Origin of the sequence: Streptomyces odonnellii (genome assembly GCF_000981895.1) — a bacterium.
GTDB lineage: Bacteria > Actinomycetota > Actinomycetes > Streptomycetales > Streptomycetaceae > Streptomyces > Streptomyces odonnellii.
This window is the reverse complement of the sequence record NZ_LATD01000021.1, coordinates 1-25300: the sequence shown is the minus strand read 5'-3', so window position 1 is coordinate 25300 and position 25300 is coordinate 1. Positions and strand designations below refer to the sequence as shown.

Annotated in this window: 19 protein-coding genes and 1 pseudogene; 9 read left to right on the top strand and 11 right to left on the bottom strand. The window is 71.3% G+C overall.

Annotation, left to right across the window (positions count from 1 at the left end; genetic code table 11):
• Positions 1 to 4 precede the first annotated feature (4 nt).
• Positions 5 to 3100 carry a discoidin domain-containing protein gene (locus WH07_RS03205; RefSeq protein WP_052744211.1) on the top strand — a complete coding sequence of 1032 codons (3096 nt, stop codon included), beginning with the start codon at positions 5 to 7 and terminating at the stop codon, positions 3098 to 3100.
• A 128-nt stretch (positions 3101 to 3228) separates the two neighbouring features.
• Here WH07_RS03205 and WH07_RS03200 read toward each other — a convergent pair whose 3' ends face one another.
• The 5 genes and pseudogenes from WH07_RS03200 to WH07_RS03180 all read right to left on the bottom strand — a co-directional run bounded on the left by WH07_RS03200 (position 3229) and on the right by WH07_RS03180 (position 9407).
• Entirely contained in the window at positions 3229 to 4875 is a 1647-nt protein-coding gene (locus tag WH07_RS03200) for a thiamine pyrophosphate-binding protein (RefSeq protein ID WP_046495021.1), read from the bottom strand.
• Between the two features lie 207 nt (positions 4876 to 5082).
• Positions 5083 to 7302: an NADP-dependent isocitrate dehydrogenase gene (locus WH07_RS03195; protein ID WP_046495019.1), complete on the bottom strand. Its 2220-nt coding sequence runs from the start codon at positions 7300 to 7302 to the stop codon at positions 5083 to 5085.
• Positions 7295 to 7582, bottom strand: coding sequence for an MmyB family transcriptional regulator (locus tag WH07_RS40785; RefSeq protein ID WP_046495017.1), 288 nt, complete (start codon positions 7580 to 7582; stop codon positions 7295 to 7297). Before WH07_RS40785 ends, WH07_RS03195 begins: the two co-directional genes overlap by 8 nt.
• A 181-nt stretch (positions 7583 to 7763) precedes the next feature.
• Positions 7764 to 8000 (bottom strand): annotated as a pseudogene (locus tag WH07_RS40780) (hypothetical protein); the annotation flags it as partial.
• Positions 8001 to 8072: 72 nt separating this feature from the next.
• Positions 8073 to 9407, bottom strand: a complete 1335-nt coding sequence (locus tag WH07_RS03180) for a LuxR C-terminal-related transcriptional regulator (protein WP_157877176.1) — start codon at positions 9405 to 9407, stop codon at positions 8073 to 8075.
• 325 nt (positions 9408 to 9732) lie between these two features.
• Here WH07_RS03180 and WH07_RS03175 point away from each other — a divergent pair, with 325 nt between their 5' ends.
• The 5 genes from WH07_RS03175 (at position 9733) to WH07_RS03155 (ending at position 16848) form a co-directional block, all read left to right on the top strand.
• Positions 9733 to 10602, top strand: a complete 870-nt coding sequence (locus WH07_RS03175) for a hypothetical protein (protein WP_157877175.1) — start codon at positions 9733 to 9735, stop codon at positions 10600 to 10602.
• A complete protein-coding gene (locus WH07_RS38610; protein ID WP_046495008.1) occupies positions 10586 to 11587 on the top strand; it encodes a hypothetical protein in 1002 nt (333 codons plus the stop codon). The genes WH07_RS03175 and WH07_RS38610 overlap by 17 nt, the downstream gene beginning before the upstream one ends.
• Positions 11584 to 12966, top strand: a complete 1383-nt coding sequence (locus WH07_RS03165) for a M48 family metallopeptidase (protein ID WP_046495006.1) — start codon at positions 11584 to 11586, stop codon at positions 12964 to 12966. Before WH07_RS38610 ends, WH07_RS03165 begins: the two co-directional genes overlap by 4 nt.
• 192 nt (positions 12967 to 13158) lie before the next feature.
• Complete coding sequence (locus WH07_RS03160) at positions 13159 to 15078, top strand: LamG-like jellyroll fold domain-containing protein (protein WP_046495004.1); 1920 nt, start codon at positions 13159 to 13161, stop codon at positions 15076 to 15078.
• Between the two features lie 30 nt (positions 15079 to 15108).
• Positions 15109 to 16848 carry a PHP domain-containing protein gene (locus tag WH07_RS03155; protein WP_046495002.1) on the top strand — a complete coding sequence of 580 codons (1740 nt, stop codon included), beginning with the start codon at positions 15109 to 15111 and terminating at the stop codon, positions 16846 to 16848.
• A 120-nt stretch (positions 16849 to 16968) separates the two neighbouring features.
• Here WH07_RS03155 and WH07_RS03150 read toward each other — a convergent pair whose 3' ends face one another.
• A complete protein-coding gene (locus WH07_RS03150) occupies positions 16969 to 17697 on the bottom strand; it encodes an HAD family hydrolase (protein ID WP_106409497.1) in 729 nt (242 codons plus the stop codon).
• Positions 17698 to 17841: 144 nt separating this feature from the next.
• On the opposite strand from WH07_RS03150, the gene WH07_RS03145 reads away from it, so the two are divergent.
• Complete coding sequence (locus WH07_RS03145; protein WP_046494998.1) at positions 17842 to 18900, top strand: lactonase family protein; 1059 nt, start codon at positions 17842 to 17844, stop codon at positions 18898 to 18900.
• 199 nt (positions 18901 to 19099) lie between these two features.
• Here WH07_RS03145 and WH07_RS03140 read toward each other — a convergent pair whose 3' ends face one another.
• From WH07_RS03140 to WH07_RS03120, 5 genes are all read right to left on the bottom strand, one after another.
• Positions 19100 to 20020 carry a sirohydrochlorin chelatase gene (locus WH07_RS03140; RefSeq protein ID WP_079022904.1) on the bottom strand — a complete coding sequence of 307 codons (921 nt, stop codon included), beginning with the start codon at positions 20018 to 20020 and terminating at the stop codon, positions 19100 to 19102.
• Between the two features lie 95 nt (positions 20021 to 20115).
• Positions 20116 to 21102 (bottom strand): N-acetylglucosamine kinase, encoded by a 987-nt coding sequence (locus WH07_RS03135; protein WP_046494994.1) that lies wholly within the window; start codon positions 21100 to 21102, stop codon positions 20116 to 20118.
• 33 nt (positions 21103 to 21135) lie between these two features.
• Complete coding sequence (locus WH07_RS03130; RefSeq protein WP_046494992.1) at positions 21136 to 21813, bottom strand: uracil-DNA glycosylase; 678 nt, start codon at positions 21811 to 21813, stop codon at positions 21136 to 21138.
• 111 nt (positions 21814 to 21924) lie between these two features.
• Positions 21925 to 23019 (bottom strand): WD40/YVTN/BNR-like repeat-containing protein, encoded by a 1095-nt coding sequence (locus tag WH07_RS03125; protein WP_046494990.1) that lies wholly within the window; start codon positions 23017 to 23019, stop codon positions 21925 to 21927.
• Positions 23020 to 23110: 91 nt separating this feature from the next.
• A complete protein-coding gene (locus WH07_RS03120; RefSeq protein WP_046494988.1) occupies positions 23111 to 24190 on the bottom strand; it encodes an NADH:flavin oxidoreductase/NADH oxidase in 1080 nt (359 codons plus the stop codon).
• 185 nt (positions 24191 to 24375) lie between these two features.
• Here WH07_RS03120 and WH07_RS03115 point away from each other — a divergent pair, with 185 nt between their 5' ends.
• Together WH07_RS03115 and WH07_RS36045 are read left to right on the top strand one after the other, a co-directional pair.
• On the top strand, positions 24376 to 24726 hold the full coding sequence (locus WH07_RS03115) for an ArsR/SmtB family transcription factor (RefSeq protein WP_046494986.1): 351 nt from the start codon (positions 24376 to 24378) through the stop codon (positions 24724 to 24726).
• A 191-nt stretch (positions 24727 to 24917) separates the two neighbouring features.
• Positions 24918 to 25300, top strand: a 383-nt coding sequence (locus tag WH07_RS36045; protein WP_232788695.1) for a DUF6214 family protein, incomplete at its 3' end; no start/stop codon positions are given.

The window sequence follows — 25300 nt, the reverse complement described above, 5'->3', positions numbered from 1 at the left end:
GTACATGAGCCTCCTGTCCTCCTTACGCCGAGCCGTTCGGCGTCGCAGACCGCTGGTCGCCACCGCCGTCGCGATGTGTCTCGCGATGGGTGGTGCCGTCGGATCGTCGGCCGGGACCGCCCAGGCGGCCGACACCCTGCTGTCGCAGGGCAAGGCCGTCACGACCTCCTCGACCGAGAACGAGGGAACGCCCGCCTCGGCGGCCGTCGACGGCAACGCCGGAACCCGCTGGTCCAGCGCCGCCGCCGATCCGCAGTGGATCCAGATCGACCTCGGCGCCACCGCGGCGATCAGCTCCGTCGTCCTCAACTGGGAGACCGCGTACGCCACTTCGTACAAGATCCAGGTCTCGGGCGACGCGCAGAACTGGACCGACATCTACTCCACGACGACCGGGCCCGGCGGCAATCAGACGCTCACCGTCAGCGGTTCCGGGCGGTACGTGCGGATGTACGGTACGGCCCGCGCCACCGGATGGGGCTACTCCCTCTGGGAGTTCCAGGTCTACGGTACGGCCGGCAGCGGCCCGGGCCAGGAGCCCTCCGGGACGGCGATCTCCGCGTTCAAGCAGGTCACGGCCTCGACCTGGGAGGGCGCCAACGCTCCGGCCGCCGCGCTCGACGGGCGTGCCGACACCCGCTGGTCGAGCGAGTTCGCCGACAACCAGTGGATCCAGGTGGACCTCGGCGGTGCGGCCAGGATCAGTGGCATCGTGCTGAACTGGGAGTCCGCCTACGCCACGGGCTACCGCATCGAGGTGTCCGACAACGCGTCGACCTGGTCGACCCTCCACTCCACCACCACGGGCCGGGGCGGGACCGAGACACTCGGCATCACCGGCCAGGGGCGGTACGTCCGGCTCTACGCCACCACCCGCGCCACCGGATACGGTGTCTCGCTCTGGGAGTTCCAGGTCTTCGGGTCCGTCGACAGCTCCACGTCCGCCCCGCCCCTGCTCTCCGGACCCACCAAGGCACCGGCGACCCTGAACCAGTTCGCGCTCAGTGCGCCCGCTGACCGGGCTCTGATCACCAACACCCGCAGGCCCGCCTTCTCCTGGGCGGCCGTCCAGGGCGCCGTCCGCTACGAGCTGTGGCTCAATGTCAGCCGTACCGACTACGACTTCACCGCCTCGGGCAATCTCCTCGACCTCTACACCAAGGTCGCCGAGCCCACCGGTACGGGCTACACACCGAGTTGGGACATCACCGACCGGTGGACCTACAAGTGGTTCGTCGTCGCCGTGAGCGGCTCCGGGGTGAAGACCACCTCCAACATCCGTACGTTCAGCGTCTATCTGCCCGAGATCGAGACTGTCAACGACGGTGTCGGTGTCATCAACGGCGCCCGCGACCTGAACAAGAACGGGGCCATCGAGCCGTACGAGGACTGGCGGCAGCCGGTCGAGACACGGGTCAGTGATCTCCTCGGCAGAATGACGCCGGAGGAGAAGGCCTATCAGATGTTCTACAACGTCCAGGCGTACCCCAGGTCCGGCTGGCACTTCGGACCGGCCCAGCCGGCCGATCTGCACAACACCCTGCTCACCACGGCGGCCACCAGGCTGGGCATCCCGCCGGTCTCCGCCGGTGACACCACCGCCGGCTACCAGACCACGTACCCGCTCCAGAGCACCCTGGCGGCGGCGAGGAACCACGGGCTCGAATACCAACTCGCCGACATGCAGCGCAAGGAGCAGCTCGAGGTCGGCACCCGGGGAACGCTCTCACCGCTCGCCGAGGTCGGCACCAAGGTGCTCTACCCCCGTATCCAGGAGGGCGGCGGCGAGAACGCCGATGCCGTGGGGGCCCAGCTCCGCGCGATGGTGGCCGGTCTCCAGGGCGGTCCTGAACTCAACCCGCGGTCCGTCCTCGCGACCGTCAAGCACTGGCCCGGGGAAGGCGCCGGCGGCGAGGCGGGCATCGTCTACGACGGGGTGACCATCAAGTACCACATGATCCCGTTCCGGGCGGCGATGGAGGCCGGGGCCGTCAACATCATGCCGGGCTACGCGGGCAGTTCGTATCTCGACCCGGGCGGTCCCGGCGCGGGCGACAGCGCCAAGATCCTCGCGTACCTGCGGCAGAACCTCGGTTACACCGGCCTGATCACCACCGACTGGCTGCCCTCGGGCGCCTGGGTGAACGCGGCCAACGCCGGCTCCGATGTGATGGGCGGGGCCGACCCGGGCGCCACCGGGTTCAGTATGGCCACCTTCCAGGCGCAGGTGCCGGTCGCCCGGATCAATGACGCGGTGACGCGGATCCTCCGGCTGAAGTTCCAACTGGGTGTCTTCGACCGGCCGTACGGCGACCCGGTCAACGGCCCGTACCGGTTCCACCAGCCGAGCTATGCCGCGCTGGCCAACCAGGCCGCCCGCGCGTCCAACACCCTGCTCAAGAACAACGGCGTCCTCCCCGTCAGGCTCAACCGTGGTGACAACATCGTCGTCGCGGGCGCCCGGGCCACGGACGGCGCCGCGTGCTGCATCTGGTCCAGCTACTTCCACCCCAACTACGGTTCGCTGACCACCCTGGAAGCCATCCGGGCCAGGGCGTCCACGGCGGGTGTCAACGTGTACCAGGACACCGGCCCTGCGCCGAAGCTGGCGGTCGTGGCCGTCGGCGAGCCGTCGTACACACATGCCACGGCGTGGCCGAACACCGAGCCGTATCTCCCCGCCGATCAGCTAGCCCTGATCCGGAACTTCAAGAACCAGGGAATTCCGGTGGTCGTGGTGCTGACACTGCCCCGGCCCATTGTGATCAGCGACTGGAACGGTCTGGCGGACGCCATTGTGGTCACCTACCGGGGCGGTGAGGAAGTGGGACCCGCCACGGCCTCCCTGCTCTTCGGTGACTACACACCCAGCGGAAAGCTGCCCTGGCAACTGCCCAGGAGCCTGGACCAGATCCTGAAGCCCGGCGGCGGTGACGTACTCGGGGACGCCAACGAGAAGTGGGACCTTCCGTACGATCTCGGCGCCACCGATGCCGAACGCGCGGAGATCCGGGCGAGGATCGACGCCGGACAGCCGGTGCCGACGACCCGCGGCAACCCGCTGTACCACTACGGCGCGGGACTCTCCGGCTGGAACTAGGCCTCGACGGAAGCCTCGGCGGAGGCTCCGGCATAAGCCCTCATGAAGGAGCGCTCCCCACCGGACCTATCCGGTGGGGAGCGCTCGCCGCGTTCACCGCGGTCACAACGGCCGTCCCGCACCGCCGCTCATCTCAGATGCTTGGCGATCTCCCAGCTCGCCGCCAGCTCCACATCGCCATTGATCTGTACGTCGACGACCACCGGCCCGTCCTCCACCGCCAGCGCCCTGTCGATCTCGCCGAAGTCGTCGGGCGTCCGTACGGAGAAGCCCTTCGCACCGAAGCCGGCGGCCAGTTGCGCGAAATCGGGCTCCCGGATCTCGGCGTACGACGCGTTCAGCTTCTTGTGCACCAGATCGTGCTTCTCCTGGCCCACCGCGTTGTCGTTCATGACGAAGACCGTGAGCGGCAGTCTGTGGCGTACGGCGGTCCGGAAGTCGGCGACGTTCATCATGAACGAGAAATCGCCGGTCACATGTGTCACACGCTCCCCGGGACGCGCGAAACAGGCGCCGATCGCGAGTGCCAGGCCCTGGCCGATGGCGCCGAAGTCCCAGGAGATGCCCCAGTTGCCGGCACGCGGCACGCTGAGGATCTTCGTACAGACCATCGCGGCGTGACCGCCGTCGACCACCAGAATGCGGTCGTCCTTCGGCAGTCTGTCCTCCAGGTACTGGGCCGCCCGGCGTGGATCCGTCGCGTCCCCGTCGGCGTACTGCGCGATCCACAGCTCCTGGTTCCTGATCCGGTCGGCGAATCCGCTGTCGAGCGGGCGCGCCCGCATGGTCGCGCCGAGCCGGTCGGCCAGTTGCGCCACGGCCGTCTTGGCATCGGCCGTCATACCGACCGCGACACGGGCGAACCAGCCGAAGGCGTCCGGCCGGTCATCGACCTGGATGATCTTCTTCCCGTTCTTCAGGAGCTTCCCGAAGTCGGTCGTCCATTCGTTGAGGCTCGCGCCGACGACCACCATCACATCGCTGTCGGCGAGGGTGTTCACCGTGAGATCCGAACCGAGTCCGCCGCTGATCCCCAGATAGAGCGGATAGTCCGCGCAGAATCCGGAGGCGAGAATGGACACCCCGATGGGAGCGCCGAGTTGCTCGGCCAGTCGCCGGACTTCCTGTTCCGCCCTGGCGTTTACCGCACCGAGTCCGCAGAGGATCGTCGGGCGCTGGGCGGACGCGAGCAGCCTGGCCGCCTCCTCGACATCTTCCGTACGCGGCGGCTGGAGCGCGTTGGACCGGTACATGGGCCGGTACGTCCACGCGGAGTCCGGCATCTCCATTTGCTGGACGTCCTGGGGCAGATTCAGAACGAACGGCCCCTTCCGTGTCTTGATCTGCCGGAATGCCTCACCCAGGCAGTAGTCCACATTGTGGACCGAATCCAGCCGTTCGGTCGCCTCGGTGGTGAGTTTCGCGAGCGCGGGCTGGTCCACCATTCCCTGCGGGTTGTACGGGTCACGGAGCGAGGCGTGTCCTGCGAGCACCATCAGGGGCGTACGGTGCAGCCGCGCGGACACCAGCGAAGTCGTCGCATTGGTGTAGCCGGGGCCCTGCGTGACCGAGGCGAGACCGGGCCTGCCGCTGAACCTGGCGTACCCGTCGGCCATACCGACCGCGCTGGATTCATGATGGGCGTGCACGAATGTCATTCCGTGGCGCTCGCCCAGGTCCACGATGATGTCCTGGTTCGCGTCCCCCATCACGGCGAACAAGTGGTCGAAGCCCTCGGCGGCGATCGCGTCGGTAATGGCGTGGAACGCCTTCATCGGAGTTTTCCTTTCGGTTCGCGTCGTTCAGTTTCTGAAAAAAATCCACCTCTCAATACGCTGCACTCGTCCGGTGTTTTCTGCTTCCCGGCGCATCTGAATGGCCCGCCCGTACGCGGAAACGGCACCGCCCCGGCCGACGGGAAGGTCGGCCGGGGCGGTGCCGGTAATACGGAGGCCTGTGATATGGCGGCCTTATCCGGAGGCTCAGCCCAGCGTCGCGATCGCCTGGTTGAAGGTGGCCGACGGACGCATGACCGCCGCGGCCTTCGCCTCGTCCGGCCGGTAGTAACCGCCGATGTCGGCCGGCGAGCCCTGCACCGCGATCAGCTCGTCGACGATGGTCTGCTCCTGCTCGGTCAGCGTCTTGGCGAGGTCCGCGAACGCCTCCGCGAGGCCCGTGTCGTCCGTCTGCTTCGCCAGCTCCTGGGCCCAGTAGAGCGCCAGGTAGAAGTGGCTGCCCCGGTTGTCGATACCGCCGAGGCGGCGGCTCGGCGACTTGTCCTCGTTCAGGAAGGTGGCCGTCGCGCGGTCGAGCGTGTCGGCGAGGACCTGGGCGCGCGCGTTGCCCGTGGTCTGCGCGAGGTGCTCGAAACTGACCGCCAGCGCCAGGAACTCGCCCAGGCTGTCCCAGCGCAGATAGTTCTCCTTGACGAGCTGCTGCACATGCTTGGGCGCGGAGCCGCCCGCACCCGTCTCGAACAGCCCTCCGCCGTTCATCAGCGGAACGACCGAGAGCATCTTCGCGCTCGTGCCGAGTTCGAGGATCGGGAAGAGGTCGGTGAGGTAGTCACGCAGGACATTGCCGGTGACCGAGATGGTGTCCTCGCCCCGGCGGACTCGCTCCAGCGAGAACGCGATCGCGTCCACCGGCGCCATGATCTCGATCCGCAGGCCTTCGGTGTCGTGGTCGGCGAGATACGTCCTGACCTTGGCGATCAGGCTCGCGTCGTGCGCGCGCCCCTCGTCGAGCCAGAACACCGCCGGATCGCCGGTCGCGCGGGCGCGCGTGACGGCCAGCTTGACCCAGTCCCTGATGGGCAGGTCCTTGGTCTGGCACATGCGCCAGATGTCACCCGCGCTCACCACGGTCTCCAGGACGGCGTTGCCCGAGCCGTCGACGACCCGGACCGTACCCGTGACGGGGATCTCGAACGTCTTGTCGTGGCTGCCGTACTCCTCGGCCTTCTGCGCCATGAGCCCGACGTTCGGCACCGAGCCCATCGTGGACGGGTCGAACGCGCCGTTCGCCCGGCAGTCGTCGAGGACGACCTGGTAGATGCCGGCGTAACTGCTGTCCGGGATGACCGCCAGGGTGTCGGCCTCCTTGCCGTCCGGCCCCCACATGTGACCGGAGGTGCGGATCATGGCCGGCATGGAGGCGTCCACGATGACATCGCTCGGGACGTGCAGATTGGTGATGCCGCGGTCGGAGTCGACCATTGCCAGCGCGGGGCCCTCGGCCAGCTCGGCGTCGAACGACGCCTTGATCTCCGCGCCCTCGGGCAGCGACTCCAGGCCCTTGAGGATGCCGCCGAGCCCGTCGTTCGGGGTCAGACCGGCCGCGGCCAGCGCGTCGCCGTGCTCGGCGAACGTCTTCGGGAAGAAGGCCCGTACGACATGACCGAAGATGATCGGGTCGGAGACCTTCATCATCGTGGCCTTCAGGTGCACCGAGAACAGCACGCCCTCGGCCTTGGCACGGGCGACCTGCGCCGCGAGGAACTCACGCAGCACCGCCACCCGCATCACCGACGCGTCGACGACCTCGCCCGCCAGGACCGGCACGGACTCGCGCAGGACGGTGGTGCTCCCGTCGTCCCCCGCCAGCTCGATACGGAGCGAACCGGCCTCGGCGACGACCGCGGACTTCTCGGTGGAGCGGAAGTCGTCGGCGTCCATGTGCGCGACATTCGTCTTCGAATCGGCCGTCCACGCGCCCATCCGGTGCGGGTGCGCCTTGGCGTAGTTCTTCACGGAAGCGGGGGCGCGGCGGTCGGAGTTGCCCTCGCGCAGCACCGGGTTGACGGCGCTGCCCTTGACCTTGTCGTACCGCGCGCGGACGTCCTTCTCCTCGTCCGTCTTCGGGTCGTCCGGGTACTCCGGCAGCGCGTAGCCCTGCTCCTGGAGCTCCGCGATCGCGGCCTTGAGCTGCGGGATCGACGCCGAGATGTTCGGCAGCTTGATGATGTTCGCCCCGGGGGTCCCGGCCAGCGCCCCCAGCTCGGCGAGCGCGTCATCGATCCGCCGGCCCTCCTCAAGACGCTCGGGGAAGCCGGCGATGATCCGCCCCGCCAGGGAGATGTCACGGCTCTCGACGGTGATCCCGGCCGTCGACGCGTACGCCTCGATCACGGGCAAGAACGAATACGTCGCGAGGGCCGGGGCCTCGTCGGTGTGCGTATAGATGATGGTCGAGTCAGTCACCGGTCGCTCCGCTCCACGTCTGCAACTCCACATCTGCAACATTGCTCGACATCAAGATATCTCGTGACCGGTCGCTGTTCGACAGGGCCCTGCCCCCGTCGGAGACAGCAGGTTCCACGTCCGGGCGGGCCAGCGACCGGAGCTTCTCCTGGGACGGGGAGCCCGGCTCGGCGTGATACGTGACCAGCATCTGGCCGGGCGCCCCGGGCAGCGCCAGCTTCTCGTACCGGAGATCGAGGGCACCGACGCGGGGATGGAGCAGCCTGGTCACCGTGGACATGGGCGGGGGTGGTCGTCCAGTTGTCGATCAGGCTCCGCACGCTCTCGCTGACCCGCTCGGGCCGGGGCGGTCCGCCCGGGGCGGGGCGCGCCGGACGGGCCAGCTCGCGCAGATACGCCTCGGCGTCGGTGTCGAGGCGCAGGGCACGGGCGAGGCTGGTGAGGACCTGCTCGGAAGGGTGCTGGTCACGGCCCTGCTCCAGGCGCAGGTGGTACTCCACGCTGATGTCCGCGAGCAGCGCGACCTCCTCGCGGCGGAGCCCCGGCACCCGGCGGCGCGATCCCGGTGGCAGACCGACATCGGCGGGGCGCAGGCGCTCACGGCGGACCCGCAGATAGTCGCCGAGCAGCCCGGCCCCGTGCCGCGCGGTCGCCCTTCCTGTGGTCGCCGCCTTGGTTTTCGCAGGTCCGGTCGCCATGCGCCCCCAGGGTAGAAGCGAGCGCGGACACGCCGGGCCGGGCTGCTCGGGGGGACGCGGGGGTGGTACGGGTCAGCGCGGGCGGTCCGGAGTGTCGTCGCCCGGGGTGTCGTTGCGCATACGGCCGTCCGTCGTGAGCGGCGGATCGTCCAGCCTCGGCAGATAGCAGCGCTGGAACAGCTCGCCGGAGAACTCACGGCGGCTGCGTACCCCGGCCTTGTCGAACACCTTCCGCAGATGGTCCTGGACGGTGTACTCGCCGATCCGCAGCGAGTCCGCGACCTCGGCGGTCGAGCGGCCCAGCAGAACATGCTGGGCGACCTCGCGCTCACGCGGAGTGAGACCGTACGCGTCGAGAACGATGGCCGTCAGTTCACCGGGGCGGCTCGGGGCCAGCGAGACATACGTCAGGGCCTCCGGCTCCCTGGTCCCGTCGGCCCCGCCGTCCTCCGCCTTCTCGCGCCAGGCGCTCAGGGTGACCCAGTGGCCGGTGCGGCTGATCGCGCGGGACTGCACCTGGACGCCCATCCCGACGGCGCGCACCTTGTTGGTGAGGGCGTCGAGCGTGAAGGGGAACCGGTGTCCGGGGGCGGGGTGTGCCTCCTGGATGAGGCCGAGCCAGCGCTCGGCGGTGGAGGTGCACAGACGCACCTCGTGATCGTCGTCGAGGATCAGCAGGCCGGCGGCGTCCGGCACGTCGTCGCGGTCGATGCCCGCGAGGAGGAGAGAGCGGCGCAACGCGGTGGTGACCGGGGCGCTCACGGTGCCTGCGAGGGCCACCTCGGCCGGGGTGAAGGGCGGCGAGCCCTTCGCCCGGCAGAGCACGAACAGCCCCCAGGTGCGGGAGCCGTCCCGCAGGAGTACGCGTAACTCGTCGGCCAAACCCACGGGTTGGAGTACGTCACGGTAGTAGACGCTCTCCGCCATCCGGCCGGTCATGGAGTCGCTGAGCAGACTGGCGGAAGCGGAACGGCGGGCGAGGGCGCGGATGTTGTCGACACCGGTCTGGGCGGCGTGCTCGATCTCGAACAGCCGGGGCATCACACTGCGCGGAAATCCGTGCTCGTGCAGGCCTCCGGTGTCGAGGAGTGTCGCGGGATCGAGCATGACGACGCACCAGATGTCGGCGGGAACGGCGCTGAGCAGGGCGTCCGCGCCTGCCTGGAGGACATCGAGCGCCCCCAGCGATTCGGTCCCGCGCAGCCGGCGGTCGAGGGCGACGGCCAGCGCGTCACGGGCGGCAGGGGCGACCGCGGCGTTTCGTGCACCAGATCTACCCGATCTGCCGGTTTTGCTGGATCTGGCCGATATGGCGGGCCTGTTGGGGTCTTGGGATCCGGCGGAATGGCCGGAACGAGCGGAACCGGCGGGGTCCTGCTCGGAATGAGGACGGGAAGCGGAAGTCACGCGAGCAGGCTAGGGCGAACCCCCAGACATCTGGGATGTGAATGGCACAAAAGCCCGTCTACTTTGGGACCCCCAACCGGGCGGTGCACGGGGGCAGTTGACGTAGCGCCTTCCGCGCGGGCGCGCACGCCGGGGGGCGTGCGCGGGACGGCCCTCGCCGGACGGGGAGAGGGCGCGGGGCAGGGGGGACTCGTCGTACTGGCGTTCCGTGATCGTGAAACGGGGCGTCGGTGCGGCGGCCTCCGATGCGGCGGCCGACGGGCCGACACGACAACGGTACGGCAACAGGGGAGAGGTCCGGGGGATGGACCGCAGGGGGGTCACGATGACGGTTCGGGGAACGCGGCGGAGTGTGCGGTACGGGAGGCTGGGACCGGGGCCGGGCCGGGTCCGGCGGCAGAGGCTGCTCGCGGCGGTGTGTCTCGGCGGTCTGCTGGCGCTGACCGCGTGCGGGGGCGGCGGAGGCGCGTCCGACGAGCCCTCGGACAGTGGATTCACGGCGACGGCCGAGCCTACGCCGACGGAAACGACGGCTGAGCCCACGCCCTCCGAGACGGAGACGTCGGAGCCGGTCGAGGAGCCCACGGAGACGGCCACCGACGACACAGGTTCCGGCGACGACTCGGGCTCGGACGACTACTCGTCGGACGGTTCCGGATCCGATTCGGGGTCCGGTGACGACGTCTCGTCGGGCGTGCCGCGGGGCCAGTGGTCGGGCACCGCCCGGATCAGTGTCGACTTCTCGGATCCCGGCTGCGGGGAGACGTCCGAGTCGTACGAGCTGCCCGCGACGCTGATCATCACCGACCCGGTCGGCGGGGAGGACAACAGCTTCAACCTCACCTGGGCCAGCGACAGCCAGACACCGGCGGGGGCGTTCGGGGTCTCCTCCGCGCTCGACGCGACCGACACACTGGACGGCGAGGCGGTGTCCGTCAATTACTGGACCCTCTCCGAGGACGGTTCGGGCGGTATCTCCGGAGACCTCACCGACCCCGGCAACTCCGAGGCGCTCGCGCTGAACCTGCTGTTCGTACCCAAGCCGATCCTGCCGTGCAGCCAGTACATGGTCTTCCCGTACGGCATGGCGACGGGCACGACCCTGGAGGGAACGGTGAGCGAGGACTCCGCGTCACTGACCCTCAGCGGCACATCGCTCGACGGGACCAGGAGCTTCCGTGTCGAGTGGTCATGAGGGACGGTGGCCGGGGGCGACCGGAGACACCACCGGCGCGGGCGCGGCCGCGGGGCGTACGGAACTGCTCGACACCTGGGCCGGGCGGATCGCCGGGGCCGTCGCGCCGGACGAGATCTCCTTCGCGGGCCCCACGGCCCGGGTGTACGCGGACGGCGGCCGGGGCCGCCGCGCCCTGCTCCGCTCCGCGCCCCCGGCCCCGGGCGGCGCCGGGGGCGAACTGGCCACACTCCTTCCCGCTCTCTGGGACGCGCTGGCTTCCTCGTACCAGTTCCTGATGGCGGCACTGGCCTCCCCGGCGACGGCCAACGCGATCTCGGGGGCCGCGCTGCTGCTGGCCCTGGAGGAGCGAGCGGAACGAAGGGAGGCGGCCGGTGATTCCGGTGCCGGTACGGGCGGCCCGGCTGCCGGGATGGCCGCGGCGGGCGCCGGTCCGGGCGCCGCGGCGCCGGTCGCCGGCGCCGGCACGGCCGGTGGTGCGGCTGCCGCGTCCGGCGTTGCCGACGCCGCCGGCCCGGGTGCGGGCGCCGCGCCGGGCTCCGGCCGTACGGACGACTCGGCGGCCACGGCGGCCGGGCCGGGCCCGGACGGCTCCGCCGGCTCCGCCGACTCCGCCGACTCCGGCGCTCCCATGCGCGCGACCGCCGACGACCCCGGCCCGGCCCCTGCGGCGGGCCGGGTCCCGCCCGCCGCGCCCGCGATCGGCGGCGTGCCCGTCTCCGATCTCGCGGTGATCGCTCGGGCCGTCGTGCACGTGTCCTCGTGTCTTCAGGACGGCGGCATGGAGCGCCCGGCCGCCGACCGGGTGGCCGCTGAGGCCGTTGCCGCGCTGTACACGGGGCGTCGGGACGGAGCCGGGGACTTTCTCGGTGCCCTCGCGGGCGATCGGCCGCCAGGCGCGTCCGGCCGTACGCGCGGGTCCGCCGTTGCGCGGCTGCGGCGGCGGCTGGCCGCCCGGCTCGCGGGCCGAGGGTCCGCCGAGTGAGCCGCAACGCCGCCTCCGGCGCGGGCGTGCCGCAGGCGGTACCGCCGCCGCCCTGGCTCTGGTTGGTCATGGCGACGTACGTCTACGACGCGCCGGCCGCCGTCACCTGGTGGCGCGAGCAGATCCAGGACCTCTGGACGGACCGGACGTACCCCCTCTACGTGTCCGGCGACGCCTTCACCACGCTGCGCGTCATGCTCGTCAGCCAGGCCATTCCCATCCTCTTCACCGTGGCCGGGGTGGCCGCGGTCCTGCTGCCGCACCTCCGCGGCCGGTACACGGAGTGGCGGTACCACCTCGTCGCGCCCGTCAGCGGCCCGGCGAATTCCGCCCTCCACGACATACAGCGGCTGCTCGACGCCCACGCGCCAGGGACGGTCCTGACCGTCTCGATGCGGGGCCGCGGCCCCTCGATCAGGGTGTACGCGCGGGGCTGGCGCGGCCGGAGGGTCGCCGTGTCCCTCGGCTTCCTCGCGCTGTGGAAGCGCGACCCGGACCGGGCCCGCGCCCTGCTGCTCCACGAGGTGGCGCACCTCGCCAGCGGCGAGCATCTGATCACCGGCCTCGGCAGCCCCTTCACCGGGCTGGTCGGCGCCTGGCCCGTGGTGTTCCTGGTCTGCGCCGTGGCTCCGGTGGTCTGGCTGGTCCTGTCGCAGACGTTCCCCGAGCCGTCGCTGATGACCGGGCAGATGCTCGCGATCGTCGCACGGCTGCCGCAGTTGCTGATCGTGCCGGTCATCGCCCTGTGGTGCGCGGAGTTGGCGGCGGACCGGTACGCGGTGGCCGCCGTCGGTCCCCGTACCGTACTGGAGGCGCTCGACGCCACCAAGGCGTCCGGACCGCGCCGGGTGACCGGCAAGCTGTACCACCCGCCGCGCGCGCTGCGCCGCTGGTTCATCGAGCGCGCGGACCGGCCGGTGGCGCCGCTGCTGCTCCTGCTCGCGGGGCCGATCGCCCTGCTGTTGCACGCGGCGGCCGTCACGGTCCTCGCCGTCCCGAGCCTGATCCTCAATGACTACGCCCCACTCACCGCGGTCGCCACCAGTCTCGACATGGCGCACATCCATCTGCTCCGGTGGCCGCGGTGGGCGGGAGTGACGGCCGTGGTGCTGCTGTGGCCGCTGCTGGCGAGGCCCTGGCTGCGGCTGTGGGGCGGCCCGTCGAGTACGAGCGCTCCAACAGCCGTACCGGGCACGGCGATCGGGCCGGATCGCCCGGCCCGGGCCGACGGCCTCGTCCCGTACCCCCGTCGAGCGCGTCTGCTCGCCGCCCTGCTGCCGGCCGCCGTCCTCCTCGTAGGACTGCTGCCGTCCACCGGCGTGGTCGCGCGCGATCCACTCCTGCGCCCCGACACCGCCGCGGTGGGGGCGGAGCGCTGAGGCGCACCGTCCCGAGCACCGAGCCGTACCGCCCGCCCCCTCGGCACCAACGGAAGACCCTCGCCAAGCGGGGGCGGCGGTTCCGGCCATTCATGGGTTCTTCCCCCAGCCATTGCCGTACCGGCCCCCAAGTGCCCGCCGCCCCCGCGTAGTTTGCCCTCGGTCAATCGGACAAACTTCGCGGAGACGTACATGTGCAGTCCGCTTCACCGGCCCGACGGCGCCCTCCCGGCCGCCGCCAGCCGTCGTCACTTCCTCAGGGCCACCGGAATCGTCGGCGCCGCCACGGCCGCCGGACTCGCCGCCGCTCCCGCCGCTGCCGCGCGGGCCCCGCTCACGACCGGCCATGACGAGTCCCGGAGCGCGGCGCCCTGGCAGCCCGACCCCGACAGCCCGCGGTTCACGCTCGTCGTGATGCCCGACACCCAGTACCTCTTCGACGGCGCCAGCATCCACCCCGCGCCCGTCGAGGCATCGCTCCGCTACATCCTCGACCACGGCCGCGACGAGAACATCGTCTTCCTGTCCCATCTCGGCGATCTCACCGAGAACGGCCGCGCCGAGGAATTCGGGCCGCTCAGCGATACGTTCACGCTCCTCGACAAGCGGCGCGTGGGTTACAGCGTGGTCGCCGGCAACCACGACATCCCGTCCTCCACCGACGACCAGCGCGGCCGTACGCCGTACCTGGACGCGTTCGGACCGCAGCGCATGCGCCGGCTGCCCACCTTCGGCGGAGCCACGCCCGACGGCTACAACTCGTACCACCTCTTCCGCGCCGCCGGCCGCGAGTGGCTGGTGCTCGCGCTCGACTGGCGCCCCTCGGCGGCCGGTCTGGCCTGGGCGGAGAAGGTCATCGCGGACCATCCCGGGACGCCCGTCGTCCTCACCACCCACGAGCTGGTGTACGCGGACGAGTCGGGGGACGAAGCCGAGTTCTCCGACCATGGCAGACACCTGTGGGACGAACTGATCGCCGGGAACGACCAGATCTTCCTGACCCTCAACGGTCACTTCTGGCCGGCCGCCCGCACCGTCCGCCGCAACGATGCGGGCAACGACGTCCATCTGCACATCACCAACTACCAGAACCGCTACTACGGCGGAAGCGCGATGATCCGCCTCTACCGCTTCGACCTCTCCAGGAACACCATCGACGTGGAGACCATCTCCCCGTGGATCCTGGGCCGGGCGGGCGAGCACCTCAATGAGCTGGAGCGGCACGAGATCGAACTGACCGGGCCGCAGGACCGGTTCTCCGTACCGCTCGACTTCGAGAGCCGGTTCGCCGGTTTCGCGCCCGTTCCCGCGCGAGGTCCGCGTCCCGCCGCGCGGATGCTGGTGCCGGGCACCGTCGCGTACTGGCGCTTCGACGGTCCATACCAGGACGGCCCGCGCCAGGACGGTTCGGCCGCCGACGAGGCCCTTCGTATCCGCGATCTGTCCGGCCACCGCAACGATCTGACCAGGGTGCCCGTCCCCGGCAGCGGGCCCGAGGCGCTCCGCTGGTCCGACAGCCACCACCCCGACCAGCCGGGCCACGGCAGCCTGTTCTTCGACGGCGGCAAGCCCCCGCTGCGCGGCGCGTATCTCCGTACGGCCGACGGCGCGCCGCTCAACTCGCACACCTTCCGCGCCGGTTACACCATCGAGGTCTTCTGCAAGGTCCCCGGTGACTGGGCCGCCGGGCACAACGCCTGGTCCTCGCTGCTGAGCCGCCGGGGCACGGCGGGTGCGGCGGGCAAGACCGAGGGCGACCCCAACGAGCCGGTCGCGACGCTCTCCCTCTCCGACGGGCCGGGAGCGCAGTGGGCGGCGGCGCCGCTCAACCAGCCGTCCCTGGTCACCAATTGGGGCCATGAGCTGGAGCGCGAGAAGTGGTGGCACCTCGCCGTCGTCAACGACGGGAAGCACACCACGATGTACGTCGACGGCTGCCCCGTCGCCCGTAACCCCGCCACACGCACCACGGGACTCGCGACGCTCGGTCTGCCCTGGCTGCTCGGCGGCTACGAGTACGGCGGGACGCTCGACCAGCTCCTCTACGGCTGGGTCGGCGATGTCCGCGTCGTGGAACGAGCCCTGTCCGTACGCGAGTTCATGAACGCCTGAACCGCCGAGCCCCAAGGAGACCCCTCACCCATGCACGACCCCACGCACGAACCCCTTCCCGATGCCCAGCAGTTGCCCCACTGGGCCGACCCCGCCGTACCCGCCGGCTCGCTGGACCCCCAGGGCCTCTCGCGGCGCGGACTCCTGCGTACGGCAGGCCTGTTCGGTGCCGCGTTCGCCGGCGGCGCGGCGGCGCTCGCGCCGTCCCCGGCCGGGGCGACGACCGGCGCGACCACCGGTACGGCAGCCGGGCACAAGCGCGGGCACGGCAACCAGAGCGACCCCGAACTCGCCTATCTGGTCGGCGATCACCATGTGCACTCGATCTACAGCCACGACGCCAAATACACCTTCTCCCAGCTCTCCCGGGCCGCGTCCACCTACGGTCTGGACTGGCTGGTCCTGACCGAGCACAGCAATATCGGCCACTCCCTGCCCGGCGGCGCCGCGGCCGAGCACCGCGAGATAGCCAGGGCGCGCGCCGAGAACCGCCGCATGCTGATCTTCCAGGGCCTGGAGTGGTACGTCCCGGGCGCGGAGCACTGTACGGTCTTCTCCCCGCCCGGACGCCACGAGGTCGATCTGCTCACCAGCTTCGAGCAGGCGTACGACGGCAAGCTGCTGGGTTATACGGCTGGCGCCCCCGGACACCCCGACACCCCGCGCAACGAGGCGCACGCCGTCCAGGCGCTCCAGTGGCTCGACCGGCAGCGCCGTACCGGATACGTCGACGATGTCCTCGTCCTCGCCAACCACCCCCTGCGCCTGGGCATCGACTCCCCGCACGAGATCCGCGCCTGGCGGGACGCCGCCCCGGAGATCATGATCGGCATGGAGGGCGCACCGGGTGCCCAGGCGGGCGCCTTCCCCGGCTGGGCCGGGCCGAACAGTATCCGCGGCGAGTACGTCAACTCCCCGTCGGCGGACTCCTGGCCGGGGTATCCGACGGCGGCGTATGTCACGTACGGCGGCTTCGACTGGGCGACCGCGACGGTCGGCGGGCTGTGGGACTCGATGCTGGCGGAGGGCAGGCTGTTCTCCATCACCTCCAACTCCGATGTGCACCGCGTCGCGTTCGACACCTGGAAGAACGGGGACTGGCTGCCCGGCCAGAACTTCGACGACGTCGGCCATCTCCCCGACCCCGTCAACACCACCGAGCCGCAGCCGGGCGGCGACTTCTGGCCGGGCCAGTTCAGCCGGACGCATGTCGGTGTGACGCGGTACGGCTACCGGCAGGTCATGGAGGGGCTTCGGGCCGGACGTGTGTGGGTCGACCACGGCCAGCTCCTGGACGGCATCGACGTACGGGTGCACACCGAGCACGGCGCCGGGCGCGGGGTCACCCTCGGCGGGCGGCTGCGCGTACGGCGCGGGGAGCGGGTCGTCCTGAACGTCACCGTGACCACGGCGTCCCGGCCCAACCAGCACGGAGAGGTGCCGCGGCTGGCGCACCTCGATGTGATCCGGGGCGCGGTACGGGGCCCGGTCCAGGACCGTGACACCTGGCGTGCGCCCGACACCCGGGTGGCGCACACCGCGGACGTGCGGGGCCGTCGGGGCCGGTACACGCTCCGCATCCCGGTGGGCAGGGCCGAGGAGTCCTTCTACCTGCGGCTGCGCGGCAGTGACGGCAAGCGCCACGGGGACGGATACCTGGGCGCGGCGATCGACCCGCACGGGCCGGTTCCCCACGAGCCGGGCAACGGCGACCCGTGGGCCGACACCTGGATGTACACCAACCCGGTGTTCGTGGACGTGGTCCGCTGACGGACGCCAGGCCTGCCGACGGACACGGGGCCGCCGACGGACACGGGGCCGCCCGTCGCACGCCCGCCGTGCGCTGCCGTGCGCGCGGCGGGCGGTCCCGCACGTCGGGCGACTCCGGTGTCATCGGGCTCCGGGCCGCCGGACGCCTCCGTCCGGCCCGGAGCCACCCGTCTCGAAGAGCCAGGTGTACGCGGCCTGCGCCGTGAACTCGCGCTGCCCGCCCGGGAACAGCAGCCCGGCCGTGGCGAACGCCGGGTCGTCGGCCGTGGCCCGGACATAGGGAACCGCGATACAGCGCATCCCGGCGGCGTTCGCCGCGACCACACCGGGCCCCGCGTCCTCCAGGACCACGCACCTGGCGGGCGCGGCACCCAGCCGGCGTGCCGCCTCGAGGAAGACGTCCGGTGCCGGCTTGCCATGGGCGACCTCCTCGGCGGAGACGGTCGCGGTGAAGTACGCGTCCAGGCCGGTGGACGACAGCGCCATGTCGATGGCCGCACGCGAGGAGCCGGACGCCACGGCCATCGGCACGCCCTCGGTGTGCAGCCGCTCCACGAACTTCCGCATCTGCGGGAACACCTCCGTCGAGGCGTGCACCCGTTCCAGATACAGCCGGTTCTTCTCGGCCAGCAGATCGTCGACCGGCGCGTCGATCCCGTACTCCGCGCGCAGCGTCTCCAGGGTCTCCCGGGTGCCGATGCCGATGAACCGGGTGTGATGCTCCCAGTCGAAGCCGGTCACCCCGTACTGGGCCAGCAGTTGGCGTCCGGCTTCGTAATAGTTGGGCTCACTGTCCACAAGTGTTCCGTCGAGATCGAAGATGACTGTCGGAAGCTGTGAGGCGCTCATACGCCCCAGCATGCCCAGCGAAGCAGCGGCTCCGCTCGTCGGCCGGGGTGGCGGTCCCCGGTGATTGGTCCAGACCGCCTGCTACCGTCGGCCGGGCATTCACGGATCGGGCGTTGAGGTTCAGCCGAAGAGGGGACAGGGACTGTGAGCGGCAGGAACAACGGGCGGGCCTTCATCGGGTCGTTCACTTCGGCGGGCGGTCGCGGCATCATCCACGCGGCCGTGGACGCGGACACCGGCGCACTGATGGAGCGGGGAGTGACCGACGCCGTGGCCGATCCGTCCTTCCTCGCGCTCGCGCCGGACGGATCCGTGCTGTACGCGGTCTCCGAGACGGACGAGGGCGCGGCGGCGGCCTTCGGCGTGCCTGTCGCGGACACCGGGGGCGGGAGGCCCCGGCTGATCGGCGACCCCGTACCGGTGTGCGGGAGCAGCCCCACCCACCTCACGCTCACCCAGGGGCATCTGCTCACCGCCAACTACGGCTCCGGCAGCGTCACGGTCCTGCCGGTCGGCGCCGACGGCGGGCTGCTGGCCGCCGCAGGGGTGCTCCAGCACCAGGGCGCGGGCCCGAACCCGGACCGGCAGCGCGGCCCGCACGCGCACCAGGTGGTGACCGACCCGACCGGGCGCTGGGTCCTCGTCACCGACCTCGGCACCGACTCCGTACGGATCTCCGCCCTGGACACCGCCGCCGGCGAGCTGGCACCGCACGGCGAGACGGCGCTGCGCCCCGGCTCCGGACCGCGCCATCTCGCCTTCCACCCGGCCGGCGGCCATGCCTATGTGCTCAACGAACTGACTCCCACTCTCACGGTCTGCCGCTGGGACGCGGAGCGGGGCGTGCTCGAACCGCTCGGTGAGACCCCGGTCCTGCCCGACAGCGTGGACACCGAGAGCTACGCCTCGGAAGTGGTGGTGTCCCTGGACGGACGGTTCGTCTGGGCGGCCAATCGCGGCGACGACAGCATCGCCGTCCTCGCGCTCGACGAGACGTACGAGAAGCCGGAACTGGTCACCGCCGTGGAGTGCGGCGGGCGCTGGCCGCGGGATCTGACGCTCGATCCGGCGGGCCGCCGTCTGTACGCCGCGAACGAGCACTCCGGCGATGTGACCTGGTTCGACATCGACCCGGAGACGGGTGTCCCGGTCCGCGCGGGCTCCCTTCAGGCCCCGGCCGCCTCCTGCGTGATCTTCGGCTGACCGACCCCGACCGGCTTCGGCTGGGCTTTGACTGGCTTCGGCGGGGCTTTGACTGGATTTGACTTGCTTTGGCCGAAGCCGCGTTCGGGAGATCGCGGAAGGGCCCGCCCCGGAGAGTTCCGGTGCGGGCCCTTTCCATGCGTACGGGGGACGCTGCCGTCCCGTACCCGTACCCAGGGGCATCCGTCGGCGCGGCGGCTCAGGAAGCGGGCGTCCCCTGCGGCTGCGCGGGGATGCCCAGCGCCGTCGTGTACTTGGACAGCACCAGCTTGCCGATCGCCGGATAGGCACCCAGCGGCTCGGCGGCGGCGCAGTCGGCCTCCTTGAGAGCCGTGTCGAGCAGCCCCTCGGGCAGCTCGGGACCGACCAGGTACGGCGCGAGCGCGAGCTGCGTCGAACCGGACTCGCGCAACTGCTCCGCGATCGCGGTGATCGAGCCCTCCTCGTCGAGCGCGGCGGCCATCACCGGTACGGCGAGGCGCGCGGCGAGCAGCATCCCGGTGATCCCCGCCGTCTGGACCGCCTCCTCGCCGCCCACCGTGGCCAGGATGATGCCGTCGGCGGCCGTCGCGACCGTGAACAGCCTGGCGCGGTCGGCACGGGCCAGACCGGCCTCCGACAGCCGTACGTGCAGGGCCTCGGCGAGCAGCGGATGCGGACCGAGGACGTCGGTCAGCTCCGCGACAGCACCGCTGTCCCCGACCTCCTGGCGTATCCGGGCGATCAGTCCGCTGTCGGGACCGGCGAGCAGCGGTACGACGACGGCGGCGGGGCCTTCGGGCTCGGCGGCCTCCCGGCCCGCGGCCTTGGCCAGTTCATAGCGTTCGGTACGGAGCGCGGCGGTTCCCGTCAGGGCGGTCGCCAGCGTGGGGTACTCGTCGCCGTCACCCTCCAGGAAGCCGATGACGGCGTCGAGGCCGGGCAGCTCGGAGCGGGCGATGCTGACAATCTCCTCGGCCAGTCCACGGACGGCGCTGGAGGGGGTGCCGGGAACGGCGAGAACAAGCGCGGGCGCACCTTCGGGAGCCGCCACTGGCTCGGGGCGGCGGTGGCGCCCCGACTGTCGGGGTCGCGGCATTCGTACAGGCAGGCCGGATGCGGGCCCAGTGGGGGTGCTCATGCCGTCGAATGCTACTGGTTTTGTGGGCGCGGCTGTTCGGGGAGGGGCCGCTCGCGAACCATCTGCCCTTATTTATCCGTTAGGTATTTTTCCCCTTATCTGTCCTGATGTGTCGGGACGTGGAGGAGTCGTCCGTCGGGCGGCAGCCGCAGCGAGTCCGTCGCCAGCTCCGCCGCGATACGCAGCGCCCCGCTCAGCGGATCGGCCGCGGCCGAGACGACGGTGGCGTGCGGGAGTTGCTCGGACAGCTCGGCCCTCATCGGTGCGAGCAGTGGGTCCCCCAGCTTGAACAGGCCCCCGGTGAGGGCGACTTCGGGGGATCCGGAGGCCGGGCAGACCGCCGCGGCCGACTCCGCGATATGGCGCGCGGCCTGCGCGAGGATGTCCGCCGCGACCGGATCGCCGGGCGCGCAGCGGGCAACTTCCGGTGCGAACGAGGCGAGCACGGCGGGCCGGTCCGTACGCGGATAGATCAGCCCCGGCAGCTCGCCCGCCGGTCCGAAAACCGCTTCCACCCTGGACAGCAGTGCGGGCGAACCGCCACGCCGTCCGTCGTGCGCGCGCATGGCCGCCTCCAGCCCCGCCCGCCCGATCCAGGCACCGCCGCCGCAGTCGCCCAGCAGATGGCCCCAGCCGTCGGCGCGGTGCCAGCCCTTCAGATCCGTGCCGAGCGCGATCATTCCCGTACCGGCGGCGACGACCGCCCCGGGGCGCTGTCCGAGCGCTCCCGCGTACGCGGTGACCGCGTCCGCGGCCAGCGCCAGCCGTCGTACCCCCAGCGAACGCTCCAGTGCACCGGGCAGTTCGGCCCTGAGCCCGCCGCCGAGCGTCGCCATGCCGGCCGCGCCGATCGCGGCCGCGGCCAGGGTGTCCGTACCGGCCCGGGCCAGCAGTGTCTCCACCGCGGGCAGGAGCTGGGACAGCAGATGCCCGGCGTCGATGCCCGTGGGCCCGGTGCGCACCGGCTCGGCCGAGGCGGTGGTGCCGACCGTCCTGACCCCGGCGGGCTGGCCCCCGGCCGTGGAGCCGAGCGCGATGCGCAGGCCGGAGCCGCCCGAGTCCACGCCCAGCACCCAGCTCATCGCGGCACCTCGTTCATCGCCGGACCCGGCCGCTCATGGCAACTGCCAGTCCACCGGCTGTGCGCCCTGGCGGACCAGGAGGTCATTGGCCCGGCTGAACGGACGCGAACCGAAGAAACCCCGGTCCGCCGACATGGGGGAGGGGTGGGCCGATTCGATCGCGGGGTACTCGCCGAGGAGCGGCCGCAGATTGCGGGCGTCACGGCCCCACAGGATGGACACCAGCGGCTTGCCGCGGGCGATCAGGGCCTTGATCGCCTGCTCGGTCACCTCTTCCCACCCCTTGCCGCGGTGGGCGGCGGGCTTGCGGGGCGCGGTGGTGAGCGCCCTGTTGAGCAGCAGGACCCCCTGGCGCGTCCAGGGCGTCAGATCACCGTTGGAGGGCCGGGCCAGACCCAGATCCGTGTGCAGCTCCCGGAAGATGTTCTCCAGACTGCCGGGCAGGGGACGGACCTCGGGGGCCACCGAGAAGCTCAGCCCCACCGCGTGCCCGGGCGTCGGATAGGGATCCTGGCCGACGATCAGGACCCGCACCTCGTCGAAGGGCTGCTGGAAGGCTCTCAGCACATTCGGTCCGGCCGGCAGATAGGTGCGCCCGGCGGCGATCTCCGCCCGCAGAAAATCACCCATCTGGGTGATACGACCTGCCGCGGGGCCCAGCGCGTCCGCCCATCCGGGCTCGACAATCTCATTCAACGGTCTTGCTGTCACGGAGCGCCACTCTACTGGTGCGCAGGGCACAGCTCCGCCCGCACCCGTCAACGCACCTTCATCGCATGGCATTTGACCGGCCGCCCAGCATTCCAGTCGCGCCGCTCCCGGCTATCCGGCGAGCGTGGTCGCACGAACACAGAGTACGTCCGGAAGGTGCGAGGCGAGCTGCTGCCAGGTGTCGCCGTCGTCCGCGCTGGCGAACACCTCGCCATTGCGGTTGCCGAAGTAGACCCCCGCGGGATCGGAGCCGTCCGTACACATCGCGTCACGCAGTACCGTGCCGAAATGGTCGCCGTCGGGCAGTCCCGCCGACAGGGGCTCCCAGCTTCCGCCCGCGTCCTGCGTACGGAACACCCGGCACCGGCGCCCGGCCGGGACCCGGTCCGCGTCGGCGTTGATCGGGAAGACATAGGCCACATCCGCGCGGTGCGGATGCGCGGCGACCGTGAAGCCGAAGTCGGAGGGCAGGCCGGAGCCGATGTCGCTCCACCGGTCGCCCGCGTCGTCGCTGCGGAACACCCCCCAGTGGTTCTGGAGATACAGCCGGTCCGGATCGCCCGCGTCCTGCGCGATCTTGTGGACGCACTGGCCGAACTCCGGATTCGGATCGGGCAGGAAGACGGCCGACACCCCCTGGTTCGACGGCGCCCAGCTCTCGCCGCCGTCCCGGGAGCGGAACACCCCGGCCGTGGAGACCGCGACGGTCACCGCGGCCGGATCCCGCCGGTCGGTCACCACCGTGTGCACCGCCTCACCGCCGCCGCCCGGCACCCACTTCGACCGGGTGGGATGCTCCCAGAGCGGCCTGACCAGCTCGAAGGTCTCGCCGCCGTCCTCGGAGCGGAACAGCGCGGCGGGCTCCGTCCCCGCGTACACCACACCCGGGGCCGCGGGCCCCGCAGGATGGAGCTGCCAGACCCGCTCCAGGGACGCCCCCGTGTCCTTCGGGAACTTCACCGCGGGACGGCTCGGCTCCGTCCAGCTCGCGCCCAGATCGTCCGAGCGGAACACGGACGGGCCCCAGTGCAGACTGTCGCCACCGACCAGCAGCCGCGGTGCCTTCCCGCCGCCACGCGTGTCGATTCCGATCGAGTAGACCGCCTGCGCGTTGAAGTGCGGTCCGTCGAACTCCCACCGGCCGCCGCGCCTGCGGCCGATGAAGAGCCCCTTGCGGGTGCCTACGGTGAGAAGTACCTCGGTCATCGCCTGTCCCTCCAGGACGCCCTTGTCACGGATATGGGCCAGTCTGCACCCGACCACTGACAATGACGCCTGAAGTGAACGTCCGCGCAGGTCAGAAGGCCCGGTGATACTGCGGCGGGGTCTGTACGGAGGCGCCCAGCGCCCCGGCGGCACGGCGGGCCCAGGACGGGTCGCGCAGCAGTTCCCTGCCCAGCAGCACGGCGTCGGCCTCACCGTTGGCGACGATCTTCTCGGCCTGCTCGGCGTCGGTGATCAGACCCACGGCCGCCACCGGCAGCCGGGTCTCCTTCCTGACCCGGGCCGCGAACGGCACCTGATAGCCGGGGCCGAGCGGGATCCGTACCCCCGCGGCGTTGCCGCCGCTGGAGACGTCCAGCAGGTCCACGCCGTGCGCCAGAAGCCCGTCCGCGAGCCGCACGGTGTCGTCGGCCGTCCAGCCGCCCTCGTCGAGCCAGTCGGTGGCCGAGATCCGGAAGAAGACCGGCAGGTCGTCCGGCCACTCGGCCCGTACGGCGTCCACGACCTCCAGTGCGAACCGCGCGCGGTTCTCGAAGGAGCCGCCATAGGCGTCCGTACGCCGGTTGCTGTGCGGGGAGAGGAACTCGCCGATCAGATAGCCGTGTGCGCCATGCACCTCGGCCACCTGGAAGCCCGCCTCCCGCGCCCGCCGGGCCGCCGCCGCGAACTGCCCGACGATCTCCTCGATCTGCGCCACGGTCAGCTCCGCGGGCACCGGGTGGCCGTCCGCGAAGGGCACCGGGCTCGGCGCCAGCGGCTGCCACCCGTTGGCCTCGGCCCCGACGGGAGCGCCGCCCTTCCAGGGCCGGTCGGTCGAGGCCTTCCGCCCGGCGTGCGCGAGCTGGATGCCGGCGATCGTGCCCTGCGAGGCGAGGAAGCGGGTGATCCGGCGGAACGCCTCGACCTGGGTGTCGTTCCAGATACCCAGGTCGGCGGGGCTGATCCGGCCCTCCGGGCTGACGGCCGTGGCCTCCGTGAGGATCAGCCCGGTGCCGCCCGCCGCGCGCGCCGCGAGATGGGCGAAGTGCCAGTCGTTCGGGACACCCGCGTCCGGACCGGTCTCGTCCGCGGAGTACTGGCACATGGGGGCCATCCAGACCCGGTTGGGGATGGTCAGCGACCGCAGGGTGTACGGCTCGAACAGCGCGCTCACAGGGGAACTCCATTCAGGCGGAACAGGGCAGACGGGACGGGCGGAGCGGGGCGGGGCAACCGGCCCGGCGGTCCGGGGACCGGCGTTCTCCGCTTCGTACGGTACCCATCGTAGTACGGTGAATGTCAAACTACGATGACCCTCGAACGACCGTACAATGGGAGCCCCCGAGGAGTGGAGCCGCTGTGACCGCCGCGACCAGTACGCGCGAACTCGCACACCCCCCGCGCACGGACATCCGCCTGGAGGGGGTGCTGCACGCGCTCTCCGACCCCATCCGTCTGCGTATCGTGCGGGAGCTCGCCGCCGCGGACTGCGAGCTGGCCTGCTCGCACTTCGGCCTCCCCGTCGCCAAATCCACCACCACGCATCACTTCCGGGTACTGCGTGAGAGCGGGTTGATCCGGCAGATCTACCGGGGAACGGCCAAGATGAGCGGGTTGCGCAAGGATGACCTGGACGCGCTCTTCCCCGGTCTGCTCGACAGCGTCCTCGGCGCCGCCGACGCGCAGGCCCGGCGGCTCGGCGACGGCTGACCCGGTCGCCGTGCCGGCGTCTCGGGTCCCACGCCCGACCCCGGGGCGATGCGCCGACAGGGTGCCGTGCGGGCCCGGTCCGTGCGCGCCATGACAATAAGGGTGGATTGCCTGATTAAGTGGCGAATGTGTCGGAACATAAATGGATTTCCGCCCAGGAACCACATGAGCGCGCAGCGTACGAATGGCCGGTGTGGGAGGTGCAGGGACACGGCACCGTCACCGGCGCCGGCGACCCGCGCGACGGTGCCACACGGCGCGAGATCCTGCCGCCCTGGGTCGATATCCGGCTGACCTTCGCGGACGGCGCCCGGATCGATGTGCTCGCGGTGGTGCAGGACGGCCGTATCGCCATCGAGGACGCGCAGGCCGACCCGCCGCTGGCCCTGGAGGGCTTCGCCGCGCTGGCCGGGGCGATCGAGGCCCCGCTCCAGAACGCCTGCCAGGTGGTCTCGGGCCGGCACCGGCCGCCGGTGCCGGGGACCGTCGTCAGCGAGCCGGCCGCTTCCGGCATCACCCCTGGACCCGCCCCCGCCCCCGAACCCCCTGCCGCGCCCGCCGCCCCCACCGCCGC

Excerpts from the sequence above, each read along its gene's own strand:
- WH07_RS03205 (WP_052744211.1), top strand. The coding sequence starts at position 5 with ATGAGCCTCCTGTCCTCCTTACGCCGAGCCGTTCGGCGTCGCAGACCG.
- WH07_RS03200 (WP_046495021.1), bottom strand. The coding sequence starts at position 4,875 with ATGAAGGCGTTCCACGCCATTACCGACGCGATCGCCGCCGAGGGCTTC.
- WH07_RS40785 (WP_046495017.1), bottom strand. The coding sequence starts at position 7,582 with ATGTCCACGGTGACCAGGCTGCTCCATCCCCGCGTCGGTGCCCTCGAT.
- WH07_RS03175 (WP_157877175.1), top strand. The coding sequence starts at position 9,733 with ATGACGGTTCGGGGAACGCGGCGGAGTGTGCGGTACGGGAGGCTGGGA.
- WH07_RS03160 (WP_046495004.1), top strand. The coding sequence starts at position 13,159 with ATGTGCAGTCCGCTTCACCGGCCCGACGGCGCCCTCCCGGCCGCCGCC.
- WH07_RS03155 (WP_046495002.1), top strand. The coding sequence starts at position 15,109 with ATGCACGACCCCACGCACGAACCCCTTCCCGATGCCCAGCAGTTGCCC.
- WH07_RS03150 (WP_106409497.1), bottom strand. The coding sequence starts at position 17,697 with ATGAGCGCCTCACAGCTTCCGACAGTCATCTTCGATCTCGACGGAACA.
- WH07_RS03140 (WP_079022904.1), bottom strand. The coding sequence starts at position 20,020 with ATGAGCACCCCCACTGGGCCCGCATCCGGCCTGCCTGTACGAATGCCG.
- WH07_RS03135 (WP_046494994.1), bottom strand. The coding sequence starts at position 21,102 with ATGAGCTGGGTGCTGGGCGTGGACTCGGGCGGCTCCGGCCTGCGCATC.
- WH07_RS03125 (WP_046494990.1), bottom strand. The coding sequence starts at position 23,019 with ATGACCGAGGTACTTCTCACCGTAGGCACCCGCAAGGGGCTCTTCATC.